This window comes from Salinisphaera sp. S4-8, from assembly GCF_040361235.1.
Taxonomy (GTDB): domain Bacteria; phylum Pseudomonadota; class Gammaproteobacteria; order Nevskiales; family Salinisphaeraceae; genus Salinisphaera.
This window is the reverse complement of sequence record NZ_APNF01000009.1, coordinates 109028-128935: the sequence shown is the minus strand read 5'-3', so window position 1 is coordinate 128935 and position 19908 is coordinate 109028. Positions and strand designations below refer to the sequence as shown.

The window sequence follows — 19908 nt, the reverse complement described above, 5'->3', positions numbered from 1 at the left end:
ACGGCATGAGTAATTCATTTATCTATTCAGTACGATACAGCTTTGACTATGTGCTGCATGTAACACGCAGATTTAGAACGCGTCCGCGACGTCGCGCATGGGCGGCGTCCCTACCGGTCGCTATGCCCCAATCCGCGCTCGGGATCGATGCGGTCGCGAACCATCTGCTTGACGGGCTTGGTTTCGGGAAAGCCGCCGTCGCGTTTGCGTGAGTGCAGCAGTTCGCCGTCGAGATGGATCTCGAACACCCCGGAAGCCGCCGGCACGATCGCAACTTCGCCGAGGGCGTCGCCGAAGGTGGTGAGCAGTTCCTGGGCCATCCAAGCCGCCCGGGCCTGCCAGCGACAGCCGGGGCAGAAATGGATTTCGACACGTGGCGCGGGCATGACTAGGCGTCGGCGGCCGGTCGGTAGGCGTCGACGAATAGCTGGGGCATGCGGCGTGCGCGGCCGTTGGAGAGTTTGACCGTGACATAGTGCGTGCGGGCACGAAATATCGTGCGACCGTCAGCAACCCGGCGCACCTGAAAGGCACGCCACATGGCCAGTCGCCCGTCGTTTCCGGCAATCCAGGTGGCCACGTCGAGTTCGTCGCCGAGGTGGGCCGGCATCAGGTAGTCGAGCTCGTGACGATGGACCACACAGGCCGCATCGAGGTCGACATAGGTTTGCCAGCCGATACCCAGCGCTTCGGTATGCTGCCAGGCGGCCTGCTCCATGAACGTAAGATAGACCGCGTTGTTCATGTGCTGCAGACGATCGATATGCGTTTCGCCGACAACGAAGCGGGCAATAAACGGTGTTTCGATATCCCAGTCGTCAGTGCGCGCCATCGCGCAACCTCGCGCCAGTGGTATGAATCGGCGGCTAGCCTAGCGTGGCCGCACCGTGCGCGCCAGAGCGGCACAAAAAAGGCCGGCATGTCCTATGCCGGCCCGGATTACTACGAACGGGTTCAGCCCGCAGCGGCAAGCGCCATGTCCGGCGGCGTGCCCACGACGTCGTAGAGACGGCTCAGCCACTGATCAGCGTCGGCGTCGGTGGCGAACAGCGTCTGATAGTTGGCCTGAACCTGCTGTTCGAAGGCCTGGGCATCGTCGGCCTGCATCATGTAGGCCAGCGTTTCCAGGTTTTCGCCCTGGCCGCGTGCGGCTTCACGCTTGATCATGGCCATCTGCGAACCGACGAATTCGCGGCGGGCGGCATGCGTGCGCGCATCCACGTCATTGGCCGTGTCCGTAGTGACGTTGCTGGTAGCCTGAACGGCGTTGGTGGTCGCATCCGCGATACGGGCGGTACCGTCGACGATGGTGTCGGACGTGATGGTGATCTGCGAGCAGCCGGCGACGGCCGTGCCCACCAGGGCCAATGCCCCCAGACGAATCATAGGCCGCATATGGAACTCCCTTGATTATCAGTATGTAAGTGCTGCCATTAAATCGGTAATCCGCCGAGTTGGCAATATGCTTTGGCGCTGGCAATGCCTTGAACGTTTTCAATAGACCCCCACTATCAATGACATCGGTACGGATGCCGCCGGGGCATGCCCGATTCACGTTATACTTGCGTATATAAACGCGTAATTTTTCGAACGATCCAAACGCTATGGCCGCACATCAGGAAGACGTCGAAACACTTGTCGCCGAGCGCGAGTACGAGGCCGGCTTCGTCACCGATCTGGAATCCGATACCGTCGCTCCGGGGCTCAACGAGGATGTCATTCGTTTCATTTCGGCAAAGAAGGACGAGCCGGAATGGATGCTCGAATGGCGCCTGGAAGCGTTCCGCCAGTGGAAACAGATGCGCACGCCCACCTGGCCGCATCTGCACTATCCGGAAATCGACTACCAGAAGATCTCCTACTACTCCGCGCCCAAGAGCGCCAAGGACAAGCCCAAGAGCCTGGACGAGGTCGACCCCAAACTGCTCGAAACCTACGAGAAGCTCGGCATCCCCCTGCACGAGCAGGAAATGCTGGCCGGCGTCGAAGGCGCGCAGTACCCGACCAAGAAGAGCAACGTCGCGGTCGATGCCGTATTCGACAGCGTGTCGGTGGCGACCACGTTCAAGGACAAGCTTGCCGAGGCCGGCGTGATCTTCTGCTCGATCTCGGAGGCCATCCGCGAGTATCCGGAGCTGGTTAAAAAGCATCTGGGTACGGTGGTGCCGCGCGGCGACAACTTCTTCGCCGGCCTGAATGCCGCCGTGTTCACGGACGGTTCCTTCGTCTACATCCCGGAAGGCGTGCGCTGCCCGATGGAGTTGTCGACCTATTTCCGCATTAACGCGGAAAACACGGGCCAGTTCGAGCGCACGCTCATCATTGCGGAAAAAGGCAGCCACGTAAGCTATCTGGAAGGCTGCACCGCGCCGCAGCGTGACGAAAACCAGCTGCACGCGGCCGTGGTCGAATTGGTGGCCCAGGAAGACGCCGAGATCAAGTACTCGACGGTTCAGAACTGGTACCCCGGCGACGAAAACGGCAAGGGCGGCATCTACAACTTCGTGACCAAGCGTGGCGACTGCCGCGGCGATCGCTCCAAGATTTCCTGGACACAGGTCGAAACCGGCTCGGCGATCACCTGGAAGTACCCGAGCTGCGTGCTCACAGGCGATAATTCGGTCGGCGAGTTCTACTCTGTGGCGGTCACCCGCGGCATGCAGCAGGCCGATACCGGCACCAAGATGATCCACGTGGGCAAGAACACCAAGTCCACCATCATTGCCAAGGGTATTTCGGCCGCACGCGGCGAGCAGTCCTATCGTGGCCTGGTCAAGATCCTGCCCAGCGCGGATAACGCCCGCAACTTCACCCAGTGCGACAGTCTGCTGATCGGCGACAAATGCGGGGCCCACACATTCCCGTATGTCGAAACCAAGAACTCCACCGCCAAGCTTGAACACGAGGCCACCACCTCCAAGATTGGTGAGGATCAGATGTTCTATTGCCAGCAGCGTGGCCTGTCGGAAGAAGATGCGGTCAACCTGATCGTCAACGGTTTCTGCAAGGACGTGTTCAAGGAGCTGCCGATGGAGTTTGCCGTCGAAGCCCAGAAACTGCTCAACGTCACGCTCGAGAACGCCGTCGGCTAGTCGTTCGCGACAGCCCGGCCAATGACTATCGGGCCCGTGCCGCGTGCGCGGGCCTTCCACGTTTCATTCGTTAAAAACACTCTATGCTTTCCATCAAGAACCTACAGGCCGAGGTCGAGGGCAAGCCGATCCTGCGCGGCATCGACCTCGAGATCCCCGCCGGCGAAGTGCATGCGATCATGGGCCCGAACGGCTCCGGCAAGTCCACCCTGGCGAGCATTCTTGCCGGGCGCGAGGACTACGACATCACCGGCGGCAGTGTCACCTACAAGGGCAAGGATCTGCTCGAACTCGACGCCGACGAACGCGCCTGCGAAGGCGTCTTCCTGGGCTTTCAGTACCCGGTGGAGATCCCAGGCGTATCGAATCTCTATCTGCTGCGTGCGGCACTGAACGCGCGCCGCAAGTATCGCGGCGAGCCCGAGATCGAAGCCATGGAGTTCATGCAGCTGGTCAACGAAAAGATCGCGCATGTGGGCATGAGCATGGACATGGCCAAGCGCGGCGTGAACGAGGATTTCTCCGGCGGCGAGAAAAAGCGCAACGAAATCTTCCAGATGCTTATGCTCGAGCCGAGCCTGTCGATCCTCGACGAAACCGACTCGGGCCTGGATATCGACGCCTTGAAGATCGTCGCAGACGGCATCAACCGCCTGCGCTCGCCCGAGCATTCGACGGTACTCGTGACTCATTACAAACGCCTGCTCGAGCACGTGGTACCCGATCGCGTTCACGTACTGGCCAATGGCCGTATCGTGCGCTCGGGCGGCCCGGAACTGGCCGACACGCTCGAAGAGCAAGGCTACGCAAACCTGGAAACCGATCGCGAGACAGCTTCGTCATGAGCAATATCGCGCCGCTTATCGACCACTATCTGGCCGAGTACGCCCGCCTCGAGCGTGACCTGCCGGGCAGCGACGCGAACCAGCGGGCGCGTAAGGACGCGCTCAAGGCGTTCGCCGATGCCGGCTTCCCCGATACACGCCAGGAACACTGGAAGTACACCAGCCTGCGTCCGCTGGAAAAACGTCGCTTCGAGGCCAGTTCCGAGGCCGGCGAGGTATCGCGGGACGCCCTCGCCGCGTTCCTGCCGGCCGATCTCGATGCCTATCGCATCGTGATCGTGGACGGTCATTTCAACGCTCGCCTGTCGGCGCTCGACGGCCTGCCCGAGGGCGTGCAGGTGCAGTCGTTCGCGCAATACCTCAACGACAACGACGATGCCCGCGTGCGATCGGCCGCCATCGACACCCAGCCGGGCAGCCTGTCCGACATGAATGCAGCGTTCGCGACCGACGGCGCCTATGTGCATGTCAGCGCCAATGCCGCCGCGGACAAGCCCATTCATGTGATCACGCTCTCCAGCGGTGGTCACGAAGACCGCATGTCGCAGGTACGCCATCGCTATGTAATGGCGCGTGGCAGCCAGGCGACGGTGATCGAACACTACGTAGGCCTGGGCGATAAGCCCTACTTCACCAACGTGGTCACCGAAGCCGAAATGGGCGAGAACGCGCAGCTCACACGCTGTCGCGTACAGCAGGAATCGACACGCGGTTATCATACGGCAAGCTTTTTCGCGCACCAGACGCGCGACAGCCGCGTGTTCAACCATGGCTTCGACCTGGGTGGCCGTCTGGCGCGCACGGATACCAACGCGCGGTTGGTCGACCCGAATGCCGAAGTGCATTTCTACGGCGTCTACGTACCGACCGGCCGTCAGCATATGGATAACCACACCTGTGTGGATCATGACACCGAGCACAGCGTGTCGCGCGAGATGTACAAGGGTGTGCTGGCCGATTACGGCCGCGGTGTCTTCAACGGCAAAATCCTGATCCGCAAGGACGCGCAGAAAACTGACTCGGACCTGAGCAGCGATGCGCTGCTGTTGTCCGACAAGGCCGAGGTGGATGCCAAGCCCGAGCTGGAGATCTATGCCGACGACGTCGTGGCCGCGCACGGTTCCACCGTGGGCCAGCTCGACGAAGACGCGGTCTTCTATCTCAAAAGCCGTGGCGTGGCCGATGACGGCGCCCGTGCGATTCTGACCTACAGCTTTGCCAATGCCCTGGTGCAGAAGGTCGGTATCGCCCCGCTCGAGCGCTTTGTCGAAGCCGCGCTACTGTCCAAGCTGCCCGGCGGCCAGGGTTACGCCGACCTCGCCTGATACAACGGGTCATCCCGGAGGACGCATGGCTATAGCAGACGCTGTTCAACCCACCGCATTCGATGCCGCCCGCTTTCGTGCCGACTTTCCGATTCTGTCGGAGTCGCTCGACAGCGGCATGCGGTTGTCGTATCTCGACAACGCAGCCACCACGCAAAAGCCGCTGAAGGTCATCAAGGCCAGCGACGACTACTATCGCCACGCGAATGCGAACGTGCACCGGGCGATTCACGCCCTGTCGCAACGCGCCACCCGTCAGTACGAAGGCGCGCGCGACCGGCTGATGCGCTTTATCAACGCCGCCAGCCGTGCCGAGGTGGTCTACACCCGCGGCACCACCGACGGCATTAATCTGGTGGCTCAGTGTTATGCCCGCCCACGTTTGACCGCCGGCGACGAAATCCTGCTCACCGAGCTCGAGCACCATTCGAATATCGTGCCCTGGCAGATGGTGGCCGAAGAAACCGGCGCGAAGATCGTGGTCGTACCGGTCGAGGACGACGGCAGCGTCACGCTGGAAGCCTTCAAGCAAAAGCTTTCCGAACGCACGGCCATCGCTGCCTTTGCGCATATATCCAACGCCCTGGGCACGGTATTACCGGTCGCCGACATGGTTGCAGCCGCGCATGCGGTGGATGCCGTGACGGTTATCGACGGCGCCCAGGCCGTGGCGCATATGCCAGTCGATGTGCAGGCCATTGGCACCGATTTCTATGCCTTTTCCGGACACAAGCTGTTCGGGCCGACCGGTATCGGCGTGCTCTACGGCCGCGAAGCCCTGCTCGACGCCATGCCGCCTTATCAGGGCGGCGGCGACATGATCGAAACCGTGTCTTTCGAAGGCACGACCTGGAACGAGCTGCCGTATAAGTTCGAGGCCGGCACGCCCAATATCGCGGGCGCGGCGGCCTTCGGCGCGGCGATCGAATACCTCGAAGGGTTCGACCTGAACGATATCGCGGCCTACGAACACGGCCTGCTCGAACGCGCGACCGCTGGCATGCAAGCCATCGACGGGCTGCGCATCATCGGCACGGCCCCGGGCAAGGCGGCCACGATTTCGTTCGTGATGGACGGCGTACACGCCCACGACATCGGCACCCTGCTCGACGAATCGGGCGTGGCGATCCGTACCGGCCACCACTGCGCCATGCCGTTGATGACACGCTTTGGCGTACCGGCAACCGCACGGGCGTCGTTCGCGGCCTACAACGACAAAGACGACGTCAACGCGCTGATCAAGGGCCTGGAAAGCGTACAGCGCATCTTCGGCTAAACCGTAGACGTCCACACGCCTGAGCCGCCGCATTCTGGCTAAAGGTGGCTACAGACGCCCCGGTGCGTTGGCGCGCTTACCGACTCACATGAAACAATATCTGCCGTTTTCCTTCGCAACCGAATCGAGAGCAAGCAATGACGGACTGGGTTGATGTCGCCAAGGACGGCGAACTCAAGGAAGGCCAATGCCGGGTCGTCGATGTCGACGACGTGATGGTCGCCGTGTTCTACCGTGAAGGCGCCTATTACGCCATCGAGGACATGTGCACCCATGATGGCGGCGAGCTGGCCAGCGGCGAGGTCGAAGGCTATCAGATTATCTGTCCGCGCCACGGTGCGCGTTTCTGTATCAAGAACGGCAAGGCCCTGACCCCGCCCGCCTACGAAGACGTTCACGCCTTTCCGGTGCGCGTCGAAGACGGCATGGTTCAGGTCTGTGACGATCGGTTCGACTGACCACGATCGCTAGCCGCCAAGCGAGCCGCCAGCGGGCTCGGCGAGAACCGATATGGGCGTACTCGTACTGATTTTTCTCGGCTGGCTGGCCAGCCAGTATGGACGGCCGTTACTGTTCGCCGGTCTATGGGCGCTGTTTGCGCTATTCAGCAATCTGGCCATCGAGCAGACGGGCTTGATCGTTGCGTTGATTCAGGGCGTGCTCGCCTTCGCGCTCGCGGGCCTGTATTTCTGGCTGCTCGATCGTTTTTCCGATCAGCTTCTCATCTGGCTCGCCATTCTGATCGGCTTTCCCGCGCTCGCATTCGTGGTGCAGCTGCAATTGCTCGCCAGCCCCACGGCCGGTTGATCTTTCCAGGCGTATTCGTGCGCCGCGTCTGACGCAGTCACGTGCGGCGGACGGTGCTGACGATCAAATTGGCGCGCATGCGTTGGCGAAATACGTTTACGGCCAGGCGATAGACCAGCCGGTATACCGCCCCGGTTTCCAGTAGATCGGCATGATTGAAGACCATCGCTTCGATGGTGGTAGCCGCCTGTGGATGGCGCACTTCAAGCTTCAGATGGCGTTCGCCCACGATGCGTTGCGACACGATTTCGAACACCCCGTGAAACAGCGGCTCTTCGAAGCCATTGCCCCAGGGCCCGCTGGCTTCGAGCAGGCAGGCCGTATCCAGGTCGAGTTCGTGGGCAGCCAGCGAGCCATCGGTGACGATATCCGGGCTGAGCATGGCAGGCGTCAGACGCTCGGCGACGGCCGATTCCAGCACCTGTTCGAAGCTTTCGAGCGCGTCCGCGGATAGCACCAGCCCCGCCGCCTGCGCATGGCCGCCGAACTGGGTGATCAGGCCTGGGTGGCGCGTATCCACCGCGGCCAGTGCGTCGCGAATATGCAGGCCAGCGATCGAACGCGCCGAGCCTTTGAGCAAGCCATGGGCGCCAGGGGCGAAGGCGACGACGGGCCGACCGTGGCGCTCGCGCAGGCGCGAGGCAATCAAGCCCACAATGCCTTCATGCCAATCGTGGCTATGCACCACCAGCGCCGAACGCTCGGCGGGCGTGCGCTCGAGCCTGGCCAATGCATTGTCGGCCTCGCTCTGCATGCGGCGCTGCACGCTCTGGCGCTGGCGATTGATCGCCGCGAGTTCGCTGGCCTTTTGTTGAGCCGTGGCTGGATCGCGGGCCCGCAGACAGGCCACACCGATCGACATATCATCGAGCCGTCCGGCCGCATTCAGCCGTGGACCAACGGCGAAGCCGATATCAGCCGCGTTCAGGCGGGCCGCATCGCGTCCGGCTACCTCGATCAGGGCTGCGATACCGGGCCGCGCCAGGCCACGCCGTATCCGTCGCAAGCCCTGGCTGACCAGCAACCGGTTGAGATGATCCAGGCGCACCACATCGGCCACTGTGCCCACGGCCACCAGATCCAGATAATCGCTCAGGCGCGGCAGCGCACGATCGGCGTCTTTGGCGGCCAGACGCGCACGCACTGCGGCCATCAGATAGAAGGCGACGCCCACCCCGGCCAGCGCCTTGCCCACAAATTCGCAGCCCGGCTGGTTGGGGTTCACGATCGCTTCGGCAGCGGGCAGCGTATCGCCCGGCAGATGGTGATCGCATACGAGCACGCGCCAGCCGGCGTGCTGCGCGGCGGCCACGCCCGTCATGCTGGCAATGCCGTTATCGACAGTGACGATCAGATCGCCGGCCTCGCCCGCGCCCACGGCCTCGACCACCGCTGGCGACAGGCCATAACCGTGACGCGCGCGATGGGGCAGAAAATAGGACACACGCGCCGCACCCATGGCGTCAAGCACATCGCACACCAGGGCGGTGCTGGTCGCCCCATCGGCATCGAAATCACCGACGACCAGAATCCGGTGCCCGCCCTGCATGGCGTGCTCGATCAGATCGCAGGCACTGTCGATGCCGCGCAGGCCGGAAAAATGCGGCAGGCCGCGCAGGCCATAATCGAGTTCGTCGGCCGTTGTGACACCGCGCCCGGCATACAGGCGTTGTAGTAGCGGCGACTGGATACCGCTTAGCCCAGGCACGATCTCTGCGCGGCGCTCGACGATGCGTGCCGGCACGGGTTCGTCGCGGCTCATGGCCCGGTCAGGCATAGCAGTTCAAACACGGCCGGGCGACGCCGATGGGCGTCGTCGCCCTAGTGACGATGTTCGGCGACGTATGCCTGTACCGCTTTAAGTTCGGCGACCAGGACATCGTAGCGTTCTTCACGGCGCATCAGATCGTGCATGTTCTCGGGCAAGGGCGCACCTTCGAAGCCCGCCTTGACCACGGCTTCCTCGAACTTGGCGGGGTGCGCGGTAGCCAGGGTGATCATGGGCGTCGTGGCATCGCTGCGCACACGCTGGGCCGCCCGGTAGCCGGTCGCGGTATGCGGATCAAGCAGCTCGCCCGTGTGTTCGAAGGCTTCGCGAATGACTTCCAGAATCGTGTCGTCGTCCACGCTATGACTGGCAAACAGCTTGCGCAGCTCGGCCAGCGGCGCGTCGTCGAGCGCTGTGGGCGAATCGGCAAAGCGGGCCATCAGATCGGCCACGGCCTGACCATCGCGACCATAGGCTTCGAACAGCAAACGTTCGAAGTTCGACGACACCACGATATCCATGGACGGTGCGAGCGTGGGCTTGAGCTCGGTCTTGGAAAAATCGTTGGCCGCAATCGTACGGTGCAGAATGTCATTCGCGTTGGTTGCGATCACGAACTGCTTGACCGGCAGGCCCATGCGTTTGGCCATATACCCGGCAAACAGATTGCCGAAATTGGCCGACGGCACACAGAAGCTCACCTCGCGATGCGGCGCGCCCAGGGCCACGGCCGAAACCACGTAATAGACGATCTGGGCCATGATGCGCGCCCAGTTGATCGAGTTCACCGCGATCAGACGCGTACCCTGCAAAAATCCCTGGTCGGCAAAACTCGCCTTGACCATGGCCTGGGCGTCGTCGAAATTACCTTCGATCGCGATGTTGTGGACATTGTCGGCCAGCACGGTGGTCATCTGCCGGCGTTGTACCGCGGATACGCGCTCATGCGGATGCAGGATGAATATGTCCAGGTTGTCGCAGTGCCGACAGCCCTCGATTGCGGCCGAGCCGGTATCGCCCGACGTGGCGCCCATGATCACGCCTTTTTCATTGCGCTTGGCCAGGAAATGATCGAGCAGGCGCCCGAGCAGTTGTAGCGCGACATCCTTGAACGCCAGTGTCGGGCCATGAAACAGCTCGAGCAGATGGTGGTTGTGCGACAGTTGCTTGAGTGGCACCACCGCGTCGTGCTTGAAGGTGGCATAGGTTTCGTCGATCAGGCGACGGAAGGTATCGTCGTCGATCTCGCCGCCCACGAACGGCTTCATCACCCGAAAGGCGATCTCGGTATACGGCAGCCCGGCCATGGCCGCGATCTCGTCGTGCGAGAACTCGGGGATATGCTCAGGCACATACAGGCCGCCGTCACTGGCCATGCCGGTGAGCACGACCTCCTCGAAACTCAACGCCGGCGCGTCGCCGCGGGTGCTGATATATCGCATGGTTCGCCTCGCCCCGTTAGTCTTCGAACTGGGCCACGCGCATATGCACGATACCCTCGCGCGCATACGGCAGCGAGCGGATATGATCGAGCACTTTCATCAGCTGGCCTTCGCGGGCCGCCTTGGTCACGATCATCACGCGGGCGTCGTCTTCCTCGGTGGGCGGATCCTTCTGCAGGATGGCCTCGATACCGATCTGCTGGTCGGCCAGCGCACGGGTGATCTCGGCCATCACGCCGATCTGGTCGGCAACCTGCACCCGGAAATAATGGCCGCAGACGAAATCCTCGTGCCCCACGATCGGCTCGTCGGTAATTTCATCCGGCTGGAAGGCCAGATGCGGTACCCGCCCTTTCGGGTCGATGCTCATGATACGCACGGTATCGATCAGGTCCGCGACCACGGACGAGGCCGTCGGGCCCGCACCGGCGCCCGCGCCGTAGTACACGGTCGGGCCCACGGCATCGCCATGGACCATGATGGCGTTCTTCTCGCCTTCGACGTTGGCCAGCAGCGCTTTTTGCGATACCAGCGTGGGGTGCACACGCAATTCCACGCCGTTATCGCCGCGCCGGGCGATGCCGAGATGCTTGATGCGATAGCCCAGTTCCGCGCAGTACTCGATATCGACGCTGTCGATATCGCGAATGCCCTGGGTGAAGATCTTGTCGAACGACAACGGAATGCCGAAGGCGATCGCGCCGATGATGGCCAGTTTGTGGGCCGCATCGATGCCTTCCACGTCGAAGGTCGGGTCGGCTTCGGCAAAGCCCAGGCGCTGGGCATCGGCCAATGCATCCTCGAAGCTCTGATCCTCGAAGACCATCTGGCTGAGAATGAAATTGCCGGTGCCGTTGATGATGCCGGCGACCCATTCGATATGGTTGGCCGCCAGGCTTTCACGCATGGCCTTGATGATCGGAATACCGCCGGCCACGGCGGCCTCGAAGGAAACCACCACACCGGCCTCGTCGGCCGCGGCGAAAATCTCGTTACCGTGCAATGCAATCAGATGCTTGTTGGCGGTGACCACATGCTTGCCGTTGGCAATGGCGGCCATGACCAGATCGTAGGCCTCGGTATCGCCGCCGATCAGCTCCAGCACCACGTCGATATTCGGATCGGTGACCACGGCCTGGCAATCGGTGCCGATTTCGATATCGGCGGTGGCACATTCGCGCGCCTTGTCGGGGTTGCGCACGGCTGCGCGCACCACGCGAATCTCGCGCCCGGCACGACGGGTAATCTCCACGCCGTTGCGTTCGAGCAGATTGACCGCGCCCGCACCCACGGTGCCGAGCCCGAGTAGTCCTACGTTGACCGGTTGCACTCTCGTCTCCTGGTTGTATTCGCGCAGCGCGCGGCTACAGGCTGTCGATCAGCCCGTCGCGCTTGAACATGCGTTTGATGTTGCGCAGCGCCTGGCGCGTGCGTTGTTCGTTCTCGATCAGGCCGAAACGCACATGCGTATCGCCGTACTCGCCAAAGCCCACGCCGGGCGACACGGCCACTTCGGCGTCGGCCAGCAGTTTCTTGGTGAATTCCAGCGACCCCATTTCCAGATACGGCTCGGGGATCGGCGCCCACACGAACATCGTGGCCTTGGGCCGATCGACCCGCCAGCCGATATCGTTGAGGCCGTCGCAGAGCACGTCGCGGCGCTTCTGGTACATGTCCCGAATCTCGGTCACGCAATCCTGCGGGCCGTTGAGCGCGGCGATCGCGGCCACCTGCACGGGCGTGAACATGCCGTAGTCGAGATAGGATTTCATGCGTGCCAGGGCCGCGATCAGTGTCGGGTTGCCACACATGAAGCCCACACGCCAGCCAGGCATGTTGTAGCTCTTGGACAGCGTATAGCACTCCACCGCCACATCCTTGGCGCCCGGCACCTGCAGAATCGACGGCGCTTCGTAGCCGTCGAAACACAGATCCGCATAGGCCAGATCCTGCACGATCCACAGATCGTACTCGCGTGCCATGGCCACGCAGCGCTCGAAAAATTCCAGCTCCACGCACTGGGTGGTCGGGTTGGCCGGGAAATTGAGCAGCATCATCTTCGGGCGCGGCCAGGATTCCTTGATCGCGCGTTCCAGCTCGGCGAAGAAGTCCGAGTCGGGCATCATGCGCACATGGCGCACATCCGCACCGGCGATCACCGCGCCGTAGGGATGGATCGGATACGCCGGGTTGGGCACCAGCACCTGATCGCCGTGCTCGAGAATGGCGAGCATGAGATGCGCCAGGCCCTCTTTCGAGCCCATGGTGACGATCGCTTCGGTCGCCGGGTCCAGATCCACATCGAACTTGCGCTTGTACCAGTCGCAGATGGCCAGGCGCAGGCGCGGCACGCCCTTGGATACCGAATAGCGATGCGTATCCGGGCGCTGGGCGGCGTCCACGAGCTTGTTGACGATATGGTCGGGCGTGGGCTGGTCGGGGTTGCCCATGCCGAAATCGATGATGTCCTCGCCCCGCGCTCGCGCCGCCTGCTTGAGTTCGCCGATGATGCCGAATACATACGGCGGCAAGCGTTTGATACGCGCGAATTCAGATTTGGGCGACGGATTTGACATGGTCGATCGGGTTCATGAGCCACGGCGGGCTCGGTGGGACATACAAACAAGACAAGACGCGGCAGTTTGCCAGAATCGCCCGCAAGCGACTACCGGCGTGCCGGACCGCGTAAAGCCGGCTTGTGGCCGACCTTACCCGGGCCGACCAACCGAGGCGGACCTTGGCGGTCCAGGCACCGGAGACACGGGCCAAGCGCGTACGGGATCAATCGGCGTTGGGCAGTACGCTGGCCGGGTCGATGGGCCGACCGTCGCGCCGAATCTCGAAATGCAGCATCGGCTGGTTCTGCGGGCCCAGACCCATATCGGCGATATGCGTGCCGGCGGCCACGTCCTGGCCCTGCGAGACGCGAGTATTGCGGGTGAAGCCGTAGGCCGAGAGATATTTTTCGTCGTGCTTGATGATGATCAACTTGCCGTAGCCCTTGAGCCCGGTGCCGTTATAGACCACGCGGCCACTCGACGCCGCATAGACCGGCGAGCCCTCGCGCCCGCCGATATCGATGCCCTGGCGCGTGCGCTGGGCTGCATAGCTGCGAATGATCGAACCGCTGGCCGGCCATTGCCAGCCGTCCGCGCTTGGCCCGCCGGTGCGCGTTGGCTGGGTCGGCGCCTGGCGGCTGGCCTGGGTTATCTGCGCATCGGTGGCCGCATCCGCGTCGTCCGAGGCCGTGGGGGCCGTGGTCGGCGCGGCCGGGCGACTCGCGGTATTCGGGCGCGCCGGCGGCGCGTGCTCGATGGTGCGCTTGAGTTCGGGTGTGGATGCCTGAATGGCGGCTTCCTGGGCGGCACGCGAATCCTGCGGCGCACGCGCAACCCGGGGCTGGCGTGGTGCCGGCGGCGCCGCCACGGGCCGGTCGCGTTGCGTCGTATTGCGGCGCGGATAATCCAGCGGCGGGTACGGATCCAGCGATATGCGCTGACCCACTTCAATGATGTAGGGCGCGCGAATGTTGTTCCAGCGAGCCAGATCGCGCCAGTCCATGCCGTAGGTCGCCGCGATCTTCGACAGCGTATCGCCACGGCGCACGGTATAGGTATCCGGACGCATCGCGCCGCGGATCGAGCAACCGGCAAGCGCGACTACCACGAGCAGCACCAGCGCCAGGCGCTTCATCGCAGCTGCAGTACGGCGATGACGACAACGATGACGGCGACGATAGCCCATCCGATCCAATCGATATATTTGAGCAGGCGTTGCTCGAAAACCGGTCCCAGAAAGCGTACCAGCCCCGCCACCAGAAAAAAGCGAACGCCGCGGCCCACGATGGAACCCGCCACGAACGGCAAAAACGGCATGGCTACGGCGCCCGCGGCGATCGTGAACACCTTGTACGGAATCGGCGATACGCCCGCCAGCAATACCGCCCAGAAGCCATAGGTCTCAAACCAGTCCCGGGCGGTGGCATAGGCCGAATAATAGCCCAGCTCCTTGAGCCACGGCAGCAGCGCTTCCAGAAACAGCGCGCCGATCCAATAGCCGAGCATGCCGCCCACCACCGACGCGACCGTGGTGATCGCGGCGAACTGCCAGGCCCGGCTCGGGCGCGCCAGTGTCATCGGCGCCAGCATGACATCCGGCGGAATCGGGAAGAACGAGGACTCCGCAAACGCCAGCAATGCCAGTAACGACGGCGCGCGGCGGTGGCCGGATGCCCGGACCATCCAGTCGTAGAGACGCCGGAACATCAGTTGCCGTGCCCTGCCCGTGTCGTAACCCGGGCTATGCCGTGCGTACGCCTTTCTGCGTGTTCAATGACTGGGTTCATCGCTACGCTGCTCGATCAGGGGAACGAAACTCACCGCGTCGAGCACGACCTGCTCGAAATAGCCGCCGTCGCGGCGTACCACGATCAGCCGTTGATCGCCGCTGGGGCCCACCGGCACGATCATGCGCCCGCCATCGGCGAGCTGTTCGTAGAGCGAGGTAGGCAGCGTTTCCGCGCCCGCGGTCACCAGAATGGCCTCGAACGGGCCATAATCGGGCAGACCCAGCACCCCGTCGCGCGCCAGGCGCGAGCGGATATTGCGATAGCCCAGTTCGGCAAACCGGCGGCGGGCGCGCTCGTAGAGCGGCTCGATACGTTCGACGGTATAGATCGACGGCACGATCTCGGCTAGCACCGCGGCCTGATAACCACTGCCGGTGCCGATTTCGAGCACATTGTCCGGCACGCCGTCGGCGATCAGCAGAGCGGTCATCTGGGCGACGATATAAGGCTGGGAAATAGTCTGGCCGTAGCCAATCGGCAGCGCGGTATCGTCGTAGGCACGGCTGGTCATGGCTTCGTCGACGAACTGATGCCGCGGCACCTTTTCCATGACCTCGAGCACGGTTTCGTTGTCGATACCCAGCCCGCGCAGCCGTTCGACCAGGCGCGCCCGGCTGCGTGCCGAGGCCATGCCGAAGCCACGCACATGCGGATGTTTGTCCTGCATGTTCAAAGCCGGCGTACCCAGTCGCCAAGCGCACCGACCGCATCGTGCTGGGTGAGATCGATCTGGATCGGCGTGATCGACACCTGCCCCTGGGCGATGGCATGAAAGTCGGTACCGGGGCCGGCATCGGCCTCGCCGCCGGCACGTCCGATCCAGAAGATCGGCCGCCCGCGCGGATCGCTGTCTTCGACCAGCTGTTCTGCCCGATGGCGGTTGCCCAGCCGCGTGGCGACAAAACCGCCGAGCTCTTCGTAGGACAGATCCGGCACGTTGACATTGAGAATGGTGTCACGCGGCAGCGGATGCGCGATGAGCAGTTTCACGACCGCAACCGCAACCCGAGCCGCGGTATCAAAATGGCGCGGGTTCTCGCCCACCAGCGAAATCGCCACCGCGGGCAGGCCCAGCGAGCGACCTTCGGTGGCGGCGGCCACGGTACCCGAATACAGCACGTCGTCGCCGAGATTGGCGCCGTGGTTGATACCGGAGACGACCATATCCGCCTCCTGTTCGAACAGACCGGTGGTGGCCAGATGCACACAGTCGGTGGGCGTGCCGTCGACCGAATACAGCCCTTCGGCGACCTGGTTGACGCGTAGCGGGCGTTCCAGGGTGAGCGAGTTGCTCGCGCCGCTGCGGTTACGATCGGGGGCGACCGTGACCAGCTCGTCACATATCCTGACCAGCGCGCCACGCAGCGCGGTCAGGCCGGGCGCGTGACAGCCGTCATCGTTACTCAGCAGTAATCGCATGCAAGGGTTCGATAGATAGCGAGAATATCGGCGCGTGCAAGCACGCCGCAGGCTCGCTAGCATAGCTAAATCGACGCTTTTCTGCTTGAGTGAATCGCCCGGCATGGCCCACCGTCGCAATCGACCCGACCCCACACGCGCCGATCGCGATACCCCGGTCAGCGACGACGACAGCGCGCTGTTTCGCGAGGCCGTGGGCCCGGTCGCCGAAATCGCCAAAGGCCAACGCCGACGGCCGTGGCGTGATATGCCCTCCGCGCGGCCTGCCATGCGTGAGGCCGACGAACAGGCAGTGATCGGCGAACTGCTGGATTTCTCGCCCGGCGACGATATAGAAACCGGTGACGACCTGTTCCACCGCCGCGAAGGCGTCCAACTGTCGGTGATGCGCAAGCTACGCCGTGGCCAGTATCGCTGTCAGGCCGAAATCGACCTGCACGGCATGATCGTGGACGTGGCACGGCATTGTCTGGCGGTGTTCCTGCGCGAAGCACTCGATCGCGGCTATCGCTGCGTGCGCGTGGTCCACGGCAAGGGCCTGCGCTCGGGCCACCGCGGGCCGGTCCTCAAGGTCAAGGTCGCGCACTGGCTGCGTCAGCGCGACGAGGTGCTCGCCTATTGCTCGGCGCGCGAAAACGACGGTGGTACCGGCGCGGTATACGTGCTACTTCGACGGGGCTGACGGCTTAGCAGCCCGGGTCTGGCCTTGCGTTGACGCCGCTGCCGACAGACAGCTTCCGGCCCTGGGCCAAACCGCGCGGTCAGCCCGCCTCGTCGGTATCCACGATTTCGCGCAGCACGCTGGTCGCGAACGCACCGGGCGGCAACCAGAACGACAGCACCAATGTGGCATCGTCCTCGAACTGCCACTCCAGTGACGGCACTGCGAGGCGCAGCGCGCGGCGGCCGGCATCCACGTCGCAGCGCTCGAGCCCGGCCACCAGATCGCCGTATTCAGCCAGCACCGCCTGTTCGAGTGCCTGCGCACGGCCGCTGATCACGTCTTGGCCGCCACGGCCGGCCATCGGCCCGCTGGGGTGAATATCGAAACGCGCCAGCCGCTGTTCCAGTTCGTCGGTGCGCTGATCGGTGTCGGCCAGCGAAAAGACGCTATGGCTGCCGTCGAGCATCACGGCTTCGCCGTCGACCAAGCTATTCCAGCTGCCATCGCGTACGCGGGCATCGACAACCGCATTGAACAACAGCGAACGCGCCGCCGATAGCGCGAAGCCGCGCCGGTTGCGCGACAGCCGCTTGCCGGCGAACAGTGCCCGCGACAGGCCGAGATTGCGACCGCCGTGACCGAAGCGCTGCGCCCCGAAATAATTGGGCACGCCCATCGCGCGCACGCGCTCCAGATCGGCTTCAAGTGTTTGCCGATCTGCCACCAGTGCGCGCAGGCGTAGAACGAACCGATTGCCGCGATGCGCCCCGCGCTTGAGCTTGCGTTCGTGGCGGCGCATTTCGAGCACTTCGATACCGTCGATTCCGCCGAGATCCGGCAGTTCACGCGCAATAGGCCAGGCGATCGACAACCACTGGCGGGTGACCGCGTGACGATCTTTCATACCCGCGAAGCCGATCTGGCGCGGATGCACGCCGGTCGCACGCGAAAGCGCCTGAACCGCATCCTGTGTGTTCAGCCCGGTTTTTTCGATCCGGCACCACAGATGTTCGCCGCTGCCGGACAAGGCGATATCGCAATCTTCATCGACAAAGAAATCGGCCGGCTGCTGGCGCAGCACGGCGCGCGCCGCGGGCGCTGGGCCACGCGCATAGGCCAATGCGGCCATATCGACCGCATCGCCGTCGACAAGCGTCATTGGTCGTGCGCTGCGTCGTCGTCGGCCTTGGGCTTGGACGGTGTCGATCCGGGCGGCGCGATGGTCAGAAAGAACTCCTCGTCGCGCTTGATCATGCCCATATCCGAACGCGCGCGCCCTTCCGTGGCACTCTCGCCGGATTTGAGGTCGTCGACCTCGGCCTGCAACGCATCGTTGCGGGCCTCGTTGCGCTCGTTGGCGGCGCGCAGGTCCTGCTTCATCTCGCTCAGACGATGCACTTCCGCCCAGCCACCATCAGCAATCCAGAGCCGATACTGCAACGCGGCAAGCACGACCAGAAGCACGATGATGACGGCGCGATACATGCGGCGATTGTAGCGCGGCGGCCTAGGCTGTCTAGCGCCGGACAGATCCGCGCTCAGCCGCGACAGCCGGTGGCCGATCTCGGCACGCGTCGTACTCATATCGCGACGTCGCTCAGGCATGGCCGGGTTGGGCGCGCCAAAACCCGATCAAAAGCCGACGTTGAACGCGCCGCGACCCGGGTAGACCGCCCGTGTACCCAGCTCGGCTTCGATCATGAGCAGGCGGTTGTACTTGGCGATGCGATCCGAGCGCGACAGCGAGCCGGTCTTGATCTGGGTCGCCGAGGTGGCCACGGCCAGATCCGCGATCGTGGAATCCTCGGTTTCGCCGGAGCGATGCGAGACCACCGCCGTGTATTCGGCGCGCGTGGCCACGTCGATGGCACGCAGGGTTTCGGTAAGCGTGCCGATCTGGTTGGGCTTGATCAGAATCGAGTTGGCGATGCCTTCCTCGATGCCTTTCTGGAGGATGCGCGTGTTGGTCACGAACAGGTCGTCGCCCACCAGCTGCACGCGATCGCCCAGGCGCTCGGTGAGCAGCGCCCAGCCATCCCAGTCGTCTTCGGCCATGCCGTCTTCGATGGTGATGATCGGGTACTGGTCGACCAGCCCGGTGAGATAATCCACGAAGCCGGCTGCGTCGTAGTCGACGTTTTCGGACGACAGCTTGTAGCGCCCGTTTTCGCAGAACTCGGTGCTGGCGGCATCGAGGCCGAGCCAGACATCGCCACCGGGCTTGTAGCCCGCGCGTTCGATGGCCTCGACCAGGGTATCCAGCGCAGCGGCGTTCGACGGCAGATTCGGCGCGAAGCCGCCCTCGTCGCCCACCGCCGTGGCCAGCCCGCGTTCGCCCAGCAGTTTCTTGAGATGCTGGAAGATCTCAGCACCACAGCGCATGGCTTCCGAAAAACTCGGCGCGCCCGCGGGCACGATCATGAACTCCTGCATGTCGACGTTGTTGTCGGCATGGGCGCCGCCGTTGATGACGTTCATCATCGGCACCGGCAGGTTCACGGCATCGTCGTGGCCGAGAAAATCATACAAGCCCTGCTTGTTATCGTTGGCCGCGGCGTGGGCCACCGCCAGCGACACACCCAGCAGCGCATTCGCGCCCAGCCGGCCCTTGTTGTCGGTACCGTCGAGTTCGATGAGCGTCTTGTCGAGACCGGCCTGGTCGTCGGCTTCGAAGCCCTTGAGCTTCTTGGCGATTTCGCCGTTGATATTGGCCACGGCCCGGGTCACGCCCTTGCCGAGAAAACGATCGGCATCGCCATCACGCAATTCCACGGCTTCGAGGCTGCCGGTGGACGCACCCGAGGGCACCATGGCCGTGCCAACGGCACCGGTTTCCAGCGTTACGCGGGCCGCCACCGTGGGGTTGCCGCGCGAATCGATGACCTGGTATCCACGAATTTGCTTGATCTTCGACATAGGAAT

At 63.4% G+C, this 19908-nt stretch carries 21 protein-coding genes; 7 read left to right on the top strand and 14 right to left on the bottom strand.

All coding sequences use genetic code 11. The features are described 5' to 3' along the window. Positions 1 to 110 precede the first annotated feature (110 nt). The 3 genes from S4A8_RS14325 to S4A8_RS14315 form a co-directional block, all read right to left on the bottom strand. Entirely contained in the window at positions 111 to 386 is a 276-nt protein-coding gene (locus S4A8_RS14325; protein WP_353180331.1) for an Rdx family protein, read from the bottom strand. A 2-nt stretch (positions 387 to 388) separates the two neighbouring features. Beyond that, on the bottom strand, positions 389 to 832 hold the full coding sequence (locus tag S4A8_RS14320; protein WP_353220634.1) for an acyl-CoA thioesterase: 444 nt from the start codon (positions 830 to 832) through the stop codon (positions 389 to 391). A 122-nt stretch (positions 833 to 954) separates the two neighbouring features. Continuing rightward, positions 955 to 1395: a DUF3015 family protein gene (locus tag S4A8_RS14315; protein ID WP_353180334.1), complete on the bottom strand. Its 441-nt coding sequence runs from the start codon at positions 1393 to 1395 to the stop codon at positions 955 to 957. A 209-nt stretch (positions 1396 to 1604) separates the two neighbouring features. Between S4A8_RS14315 and sufB the strand changes: the two genes are divergently transcribed. The 6 genes from sufB (at position 1605) to S4A8_RS14285 (ending at position 7345) form a co-directional block, all read left to right on the top strand. Next, a complete protein-coding gene (sufB, locus tag S4A8_RS14310) occupies positions 1605 to 3092 on the top strand; it encodes a Fe-S cluster assembly protein SufB (protein ID WP_353180336.1) in 1488 nt (495 codons plus the stop codon). An 83-nt stretch (positions 3093 to 3175) separates the two neighbouring features. Continuing rightward, positions 3176 to 3937, top strand: coding sequence for a Fe-S cluster assembly ATPase SufC (gene sufC, locus S4A8_RS14305; protein WP_353180338.1), 762 nt, complete (start codon positions 3176 to 3178; stop codon positions 3935 to 3937). Beyond that, positions 3934 to 5262: a Fe-S cluster assembly protein SufD gene (sufD, locus tag S4A8_RS14300; RefSeq protein ID WP_353220633.1), complete on the top strand. Its 1329-nt coding sequence runs from the start codon at positions 3934 to 3936 to the stop codon at positions 5260 to 5262. The genes sufC and sufD overlap by 4 nt, the downstream gene beginning before the upstream one ends. Positions 5263 to 5287: 25 nt before the next feature. Further along, on the top strand, positions 5288 to 6538 hold the full coding sequence (locus S4A8_RS14295) for a SufS family cysteine desulfurase (RefSeq protein ID WP_353220632.1): 1251 nt from the start codon (positions 5288 to 5290) through the stop codon (positions 6536 to 6538). 137 nt (positions 6539 to 6675) lie between these two features. Further along, positions 6676 to 6996 carry a non-heme iron oxygenase ferredoxin subunit gene (locus S4A8_RS14290; RefSeq protein ID WP_353180344.1) on the top strand — a complete coding sequence of 107 codons (321 nt, stop codon included), beginning with the start codon at positions 6676 to 6678 and terminating at the stop codon, positions 6994 to 6996. A gap of 52 nt (positions 6997 to 7048) precedes the next feature. After that, positions 7049 to 7345, top strand: coding sequence for a hypothetical protein (locus tag S4A8_RS14285; RefSeq protein WP_353220631.1), 297 nt, complete (start codon positions 7049 to 7051; stop codon positions 7343 to 7345). A gap of 37 nt (positions 7346 to 7382) precedes the next feature. Here the strand turns inward: S4A8_RS14285 and recJ are convergent, their stop codons facing one another. The 8 genes from recJ to surE form a co-directional block, all read right to left on the bottom strand. Then, the gene (gene recJ / locus S4A8_RS14280; protein WP_353220630.1) at positions 7383 to 9107 is read right to left on the bottom strand and encodes a single-stranded-DNA-specific exonuclease RecJ; all 1725 of its coding nucleotides are present in this window, start codon (positions 9105 to 9107) and stop codon (positions 7383 to 7385) included. Between the two features lie 59 nt (positions 9108 to 9166). Further along, a complete protein-coding gene (gene thrC, locus S4A8_RS14275) occupies positions 9167 to 10555 on the bottom strand; it encodes a threonine synthase (RefSeq protein WP_353220629.1) in 1389 nt (462 codons plus the stop codon). A 16-nt stretch (positions 10556 to 10571) separates the two neighbouring features. After that, positions 10572 to 11885: a homoserine dehydrogenase gene (locus S4A8_RS14270; RefSeq protein WP_353220628.1), complete on the bottom strand. Its 1314-nt coding sequence runs from the start codon at positions 11883 to 11885 to the stop codon at positions 10572 to 10574. Positions 11886 to 11919: 34 nt separating this feature from the next. Next, the gene (gene alaC, locus S4A8_RS14265; protein WP_353180353.1) at positions 11920 to 13131 is read right to left on the bottom strand and encodes an alanine transaminase; all 1212 of its coding nucleotides are present in this window, start codon (positions 13129 to 13131) and stop codon (positions 11920 to 11922) included. Positions 13132 to 13336: 205 nt separating this feature from the next. Next, positions 13337 to 14248, bottom strand: a complete 912-nt coding sequence (locus S4A8_RS14260) for a peptidoglycan DD-metalloendopeptidase family protein (protein WP_353180354.1) — start codon at positions 14246 to 14248, stop codon at positions 13337 to 13339. Then, a complete protein-coding gene (locus S4A8_RS14255) occupies positions 14245 to 14820 on the bottom strand; it encodes a YqaA family protein (protein WP_353180355.1) in 576 nt (191 codons plus the stop codon). Before S4A8_RS14255 ends, S4A8_RS14260 begins: the two co-directional genes overlap by 4 nt. Before the next feature lie 63 nt (positions 14821 to 14883). Next, complete coding sequence (locus tag S4A8_RS14250) at positions 14884 to 15570, bottom strand: protein-L-isoaspartate(D-aspartate) O-methyltransferase (protein ID WP_353220627.1); 687 nt, start codon at positions 15568 to 15570, stop codon at positions 14884 to 14886. A 2-nt stretch (positions 15571 to 15572) separates the two neighbouring features. Further along, complete coding sequence (surE, locus tag S4A8_RS14245; RefSeq protein ID WP_353180359.1) at positions 15573 to 16322, bottom strand: 5'/3'-nucleotidase SurE; 750 nt, start codon at positions 16320 to 16322, stop codon at positions 15573 to 15575. A gap of 85 nt (positions 16323 to 16407) precedes the next feature. Between surE and S4A8_RS14240 the strand changes: the two genes are divergently transcribed. Further along, complete coding sequence (locus S4A8_RS14240; protein WP_502950743.1) at positions 16408 to 17004, top strand: Smr/MutS family protein; 597 nt, start codon at positions 16408 to 16410, stop codon at positions 17002 to 17004. Positions 17005 to 17083: 79 nt separating this feature from the next. On the opposite strand, the gene truD is transcribed toward S4A8_RS14240, so the two are convergent. From truD to eno, 3 genes are read right to left on the bottom strand one after another with little or no spacing between them, the layout of a single operon-like run. Then, a complete protein-coding gene (gene truD, locus S4A8_RS14235) occupies positions 17084 to 18145 on the bottom strand; it encodes a tRNA pseudouridine(13) synthase TruD (RefSeq protein ID WP_353220626.1) in 1062 nt (353 codons plus the stop codon). Next, positions 18142 to 18570, bottom strand: coding sequence for a septum formation initiator family protein (locus S4A8_RS14230; RefSeq protein WP_353220625.1), 429 nt, complete (start codon positions 18568 to 18570; stop codon positions 18142 to 18144). The genes truD and S4A8_RS14230 overlap by 4 nt, the downstream gene beginning before the upstream one ends. A 48-nt stretch (positions 18571 to 18618) precedes the next feature. Next, positions 18619 to 19902, bottom strand: a complete 1284-nt coding sequence (gene eno / locus S4A8_RS14225) for a phosphopyruvate hydratase (protein ID WP_353220624.1) — start codon at positions 19900 to 19902, stop codon at positions 18619 to 18621. Between the last annotated feature and the right edge of the window lie 6 nt (positions 19903 to 19908).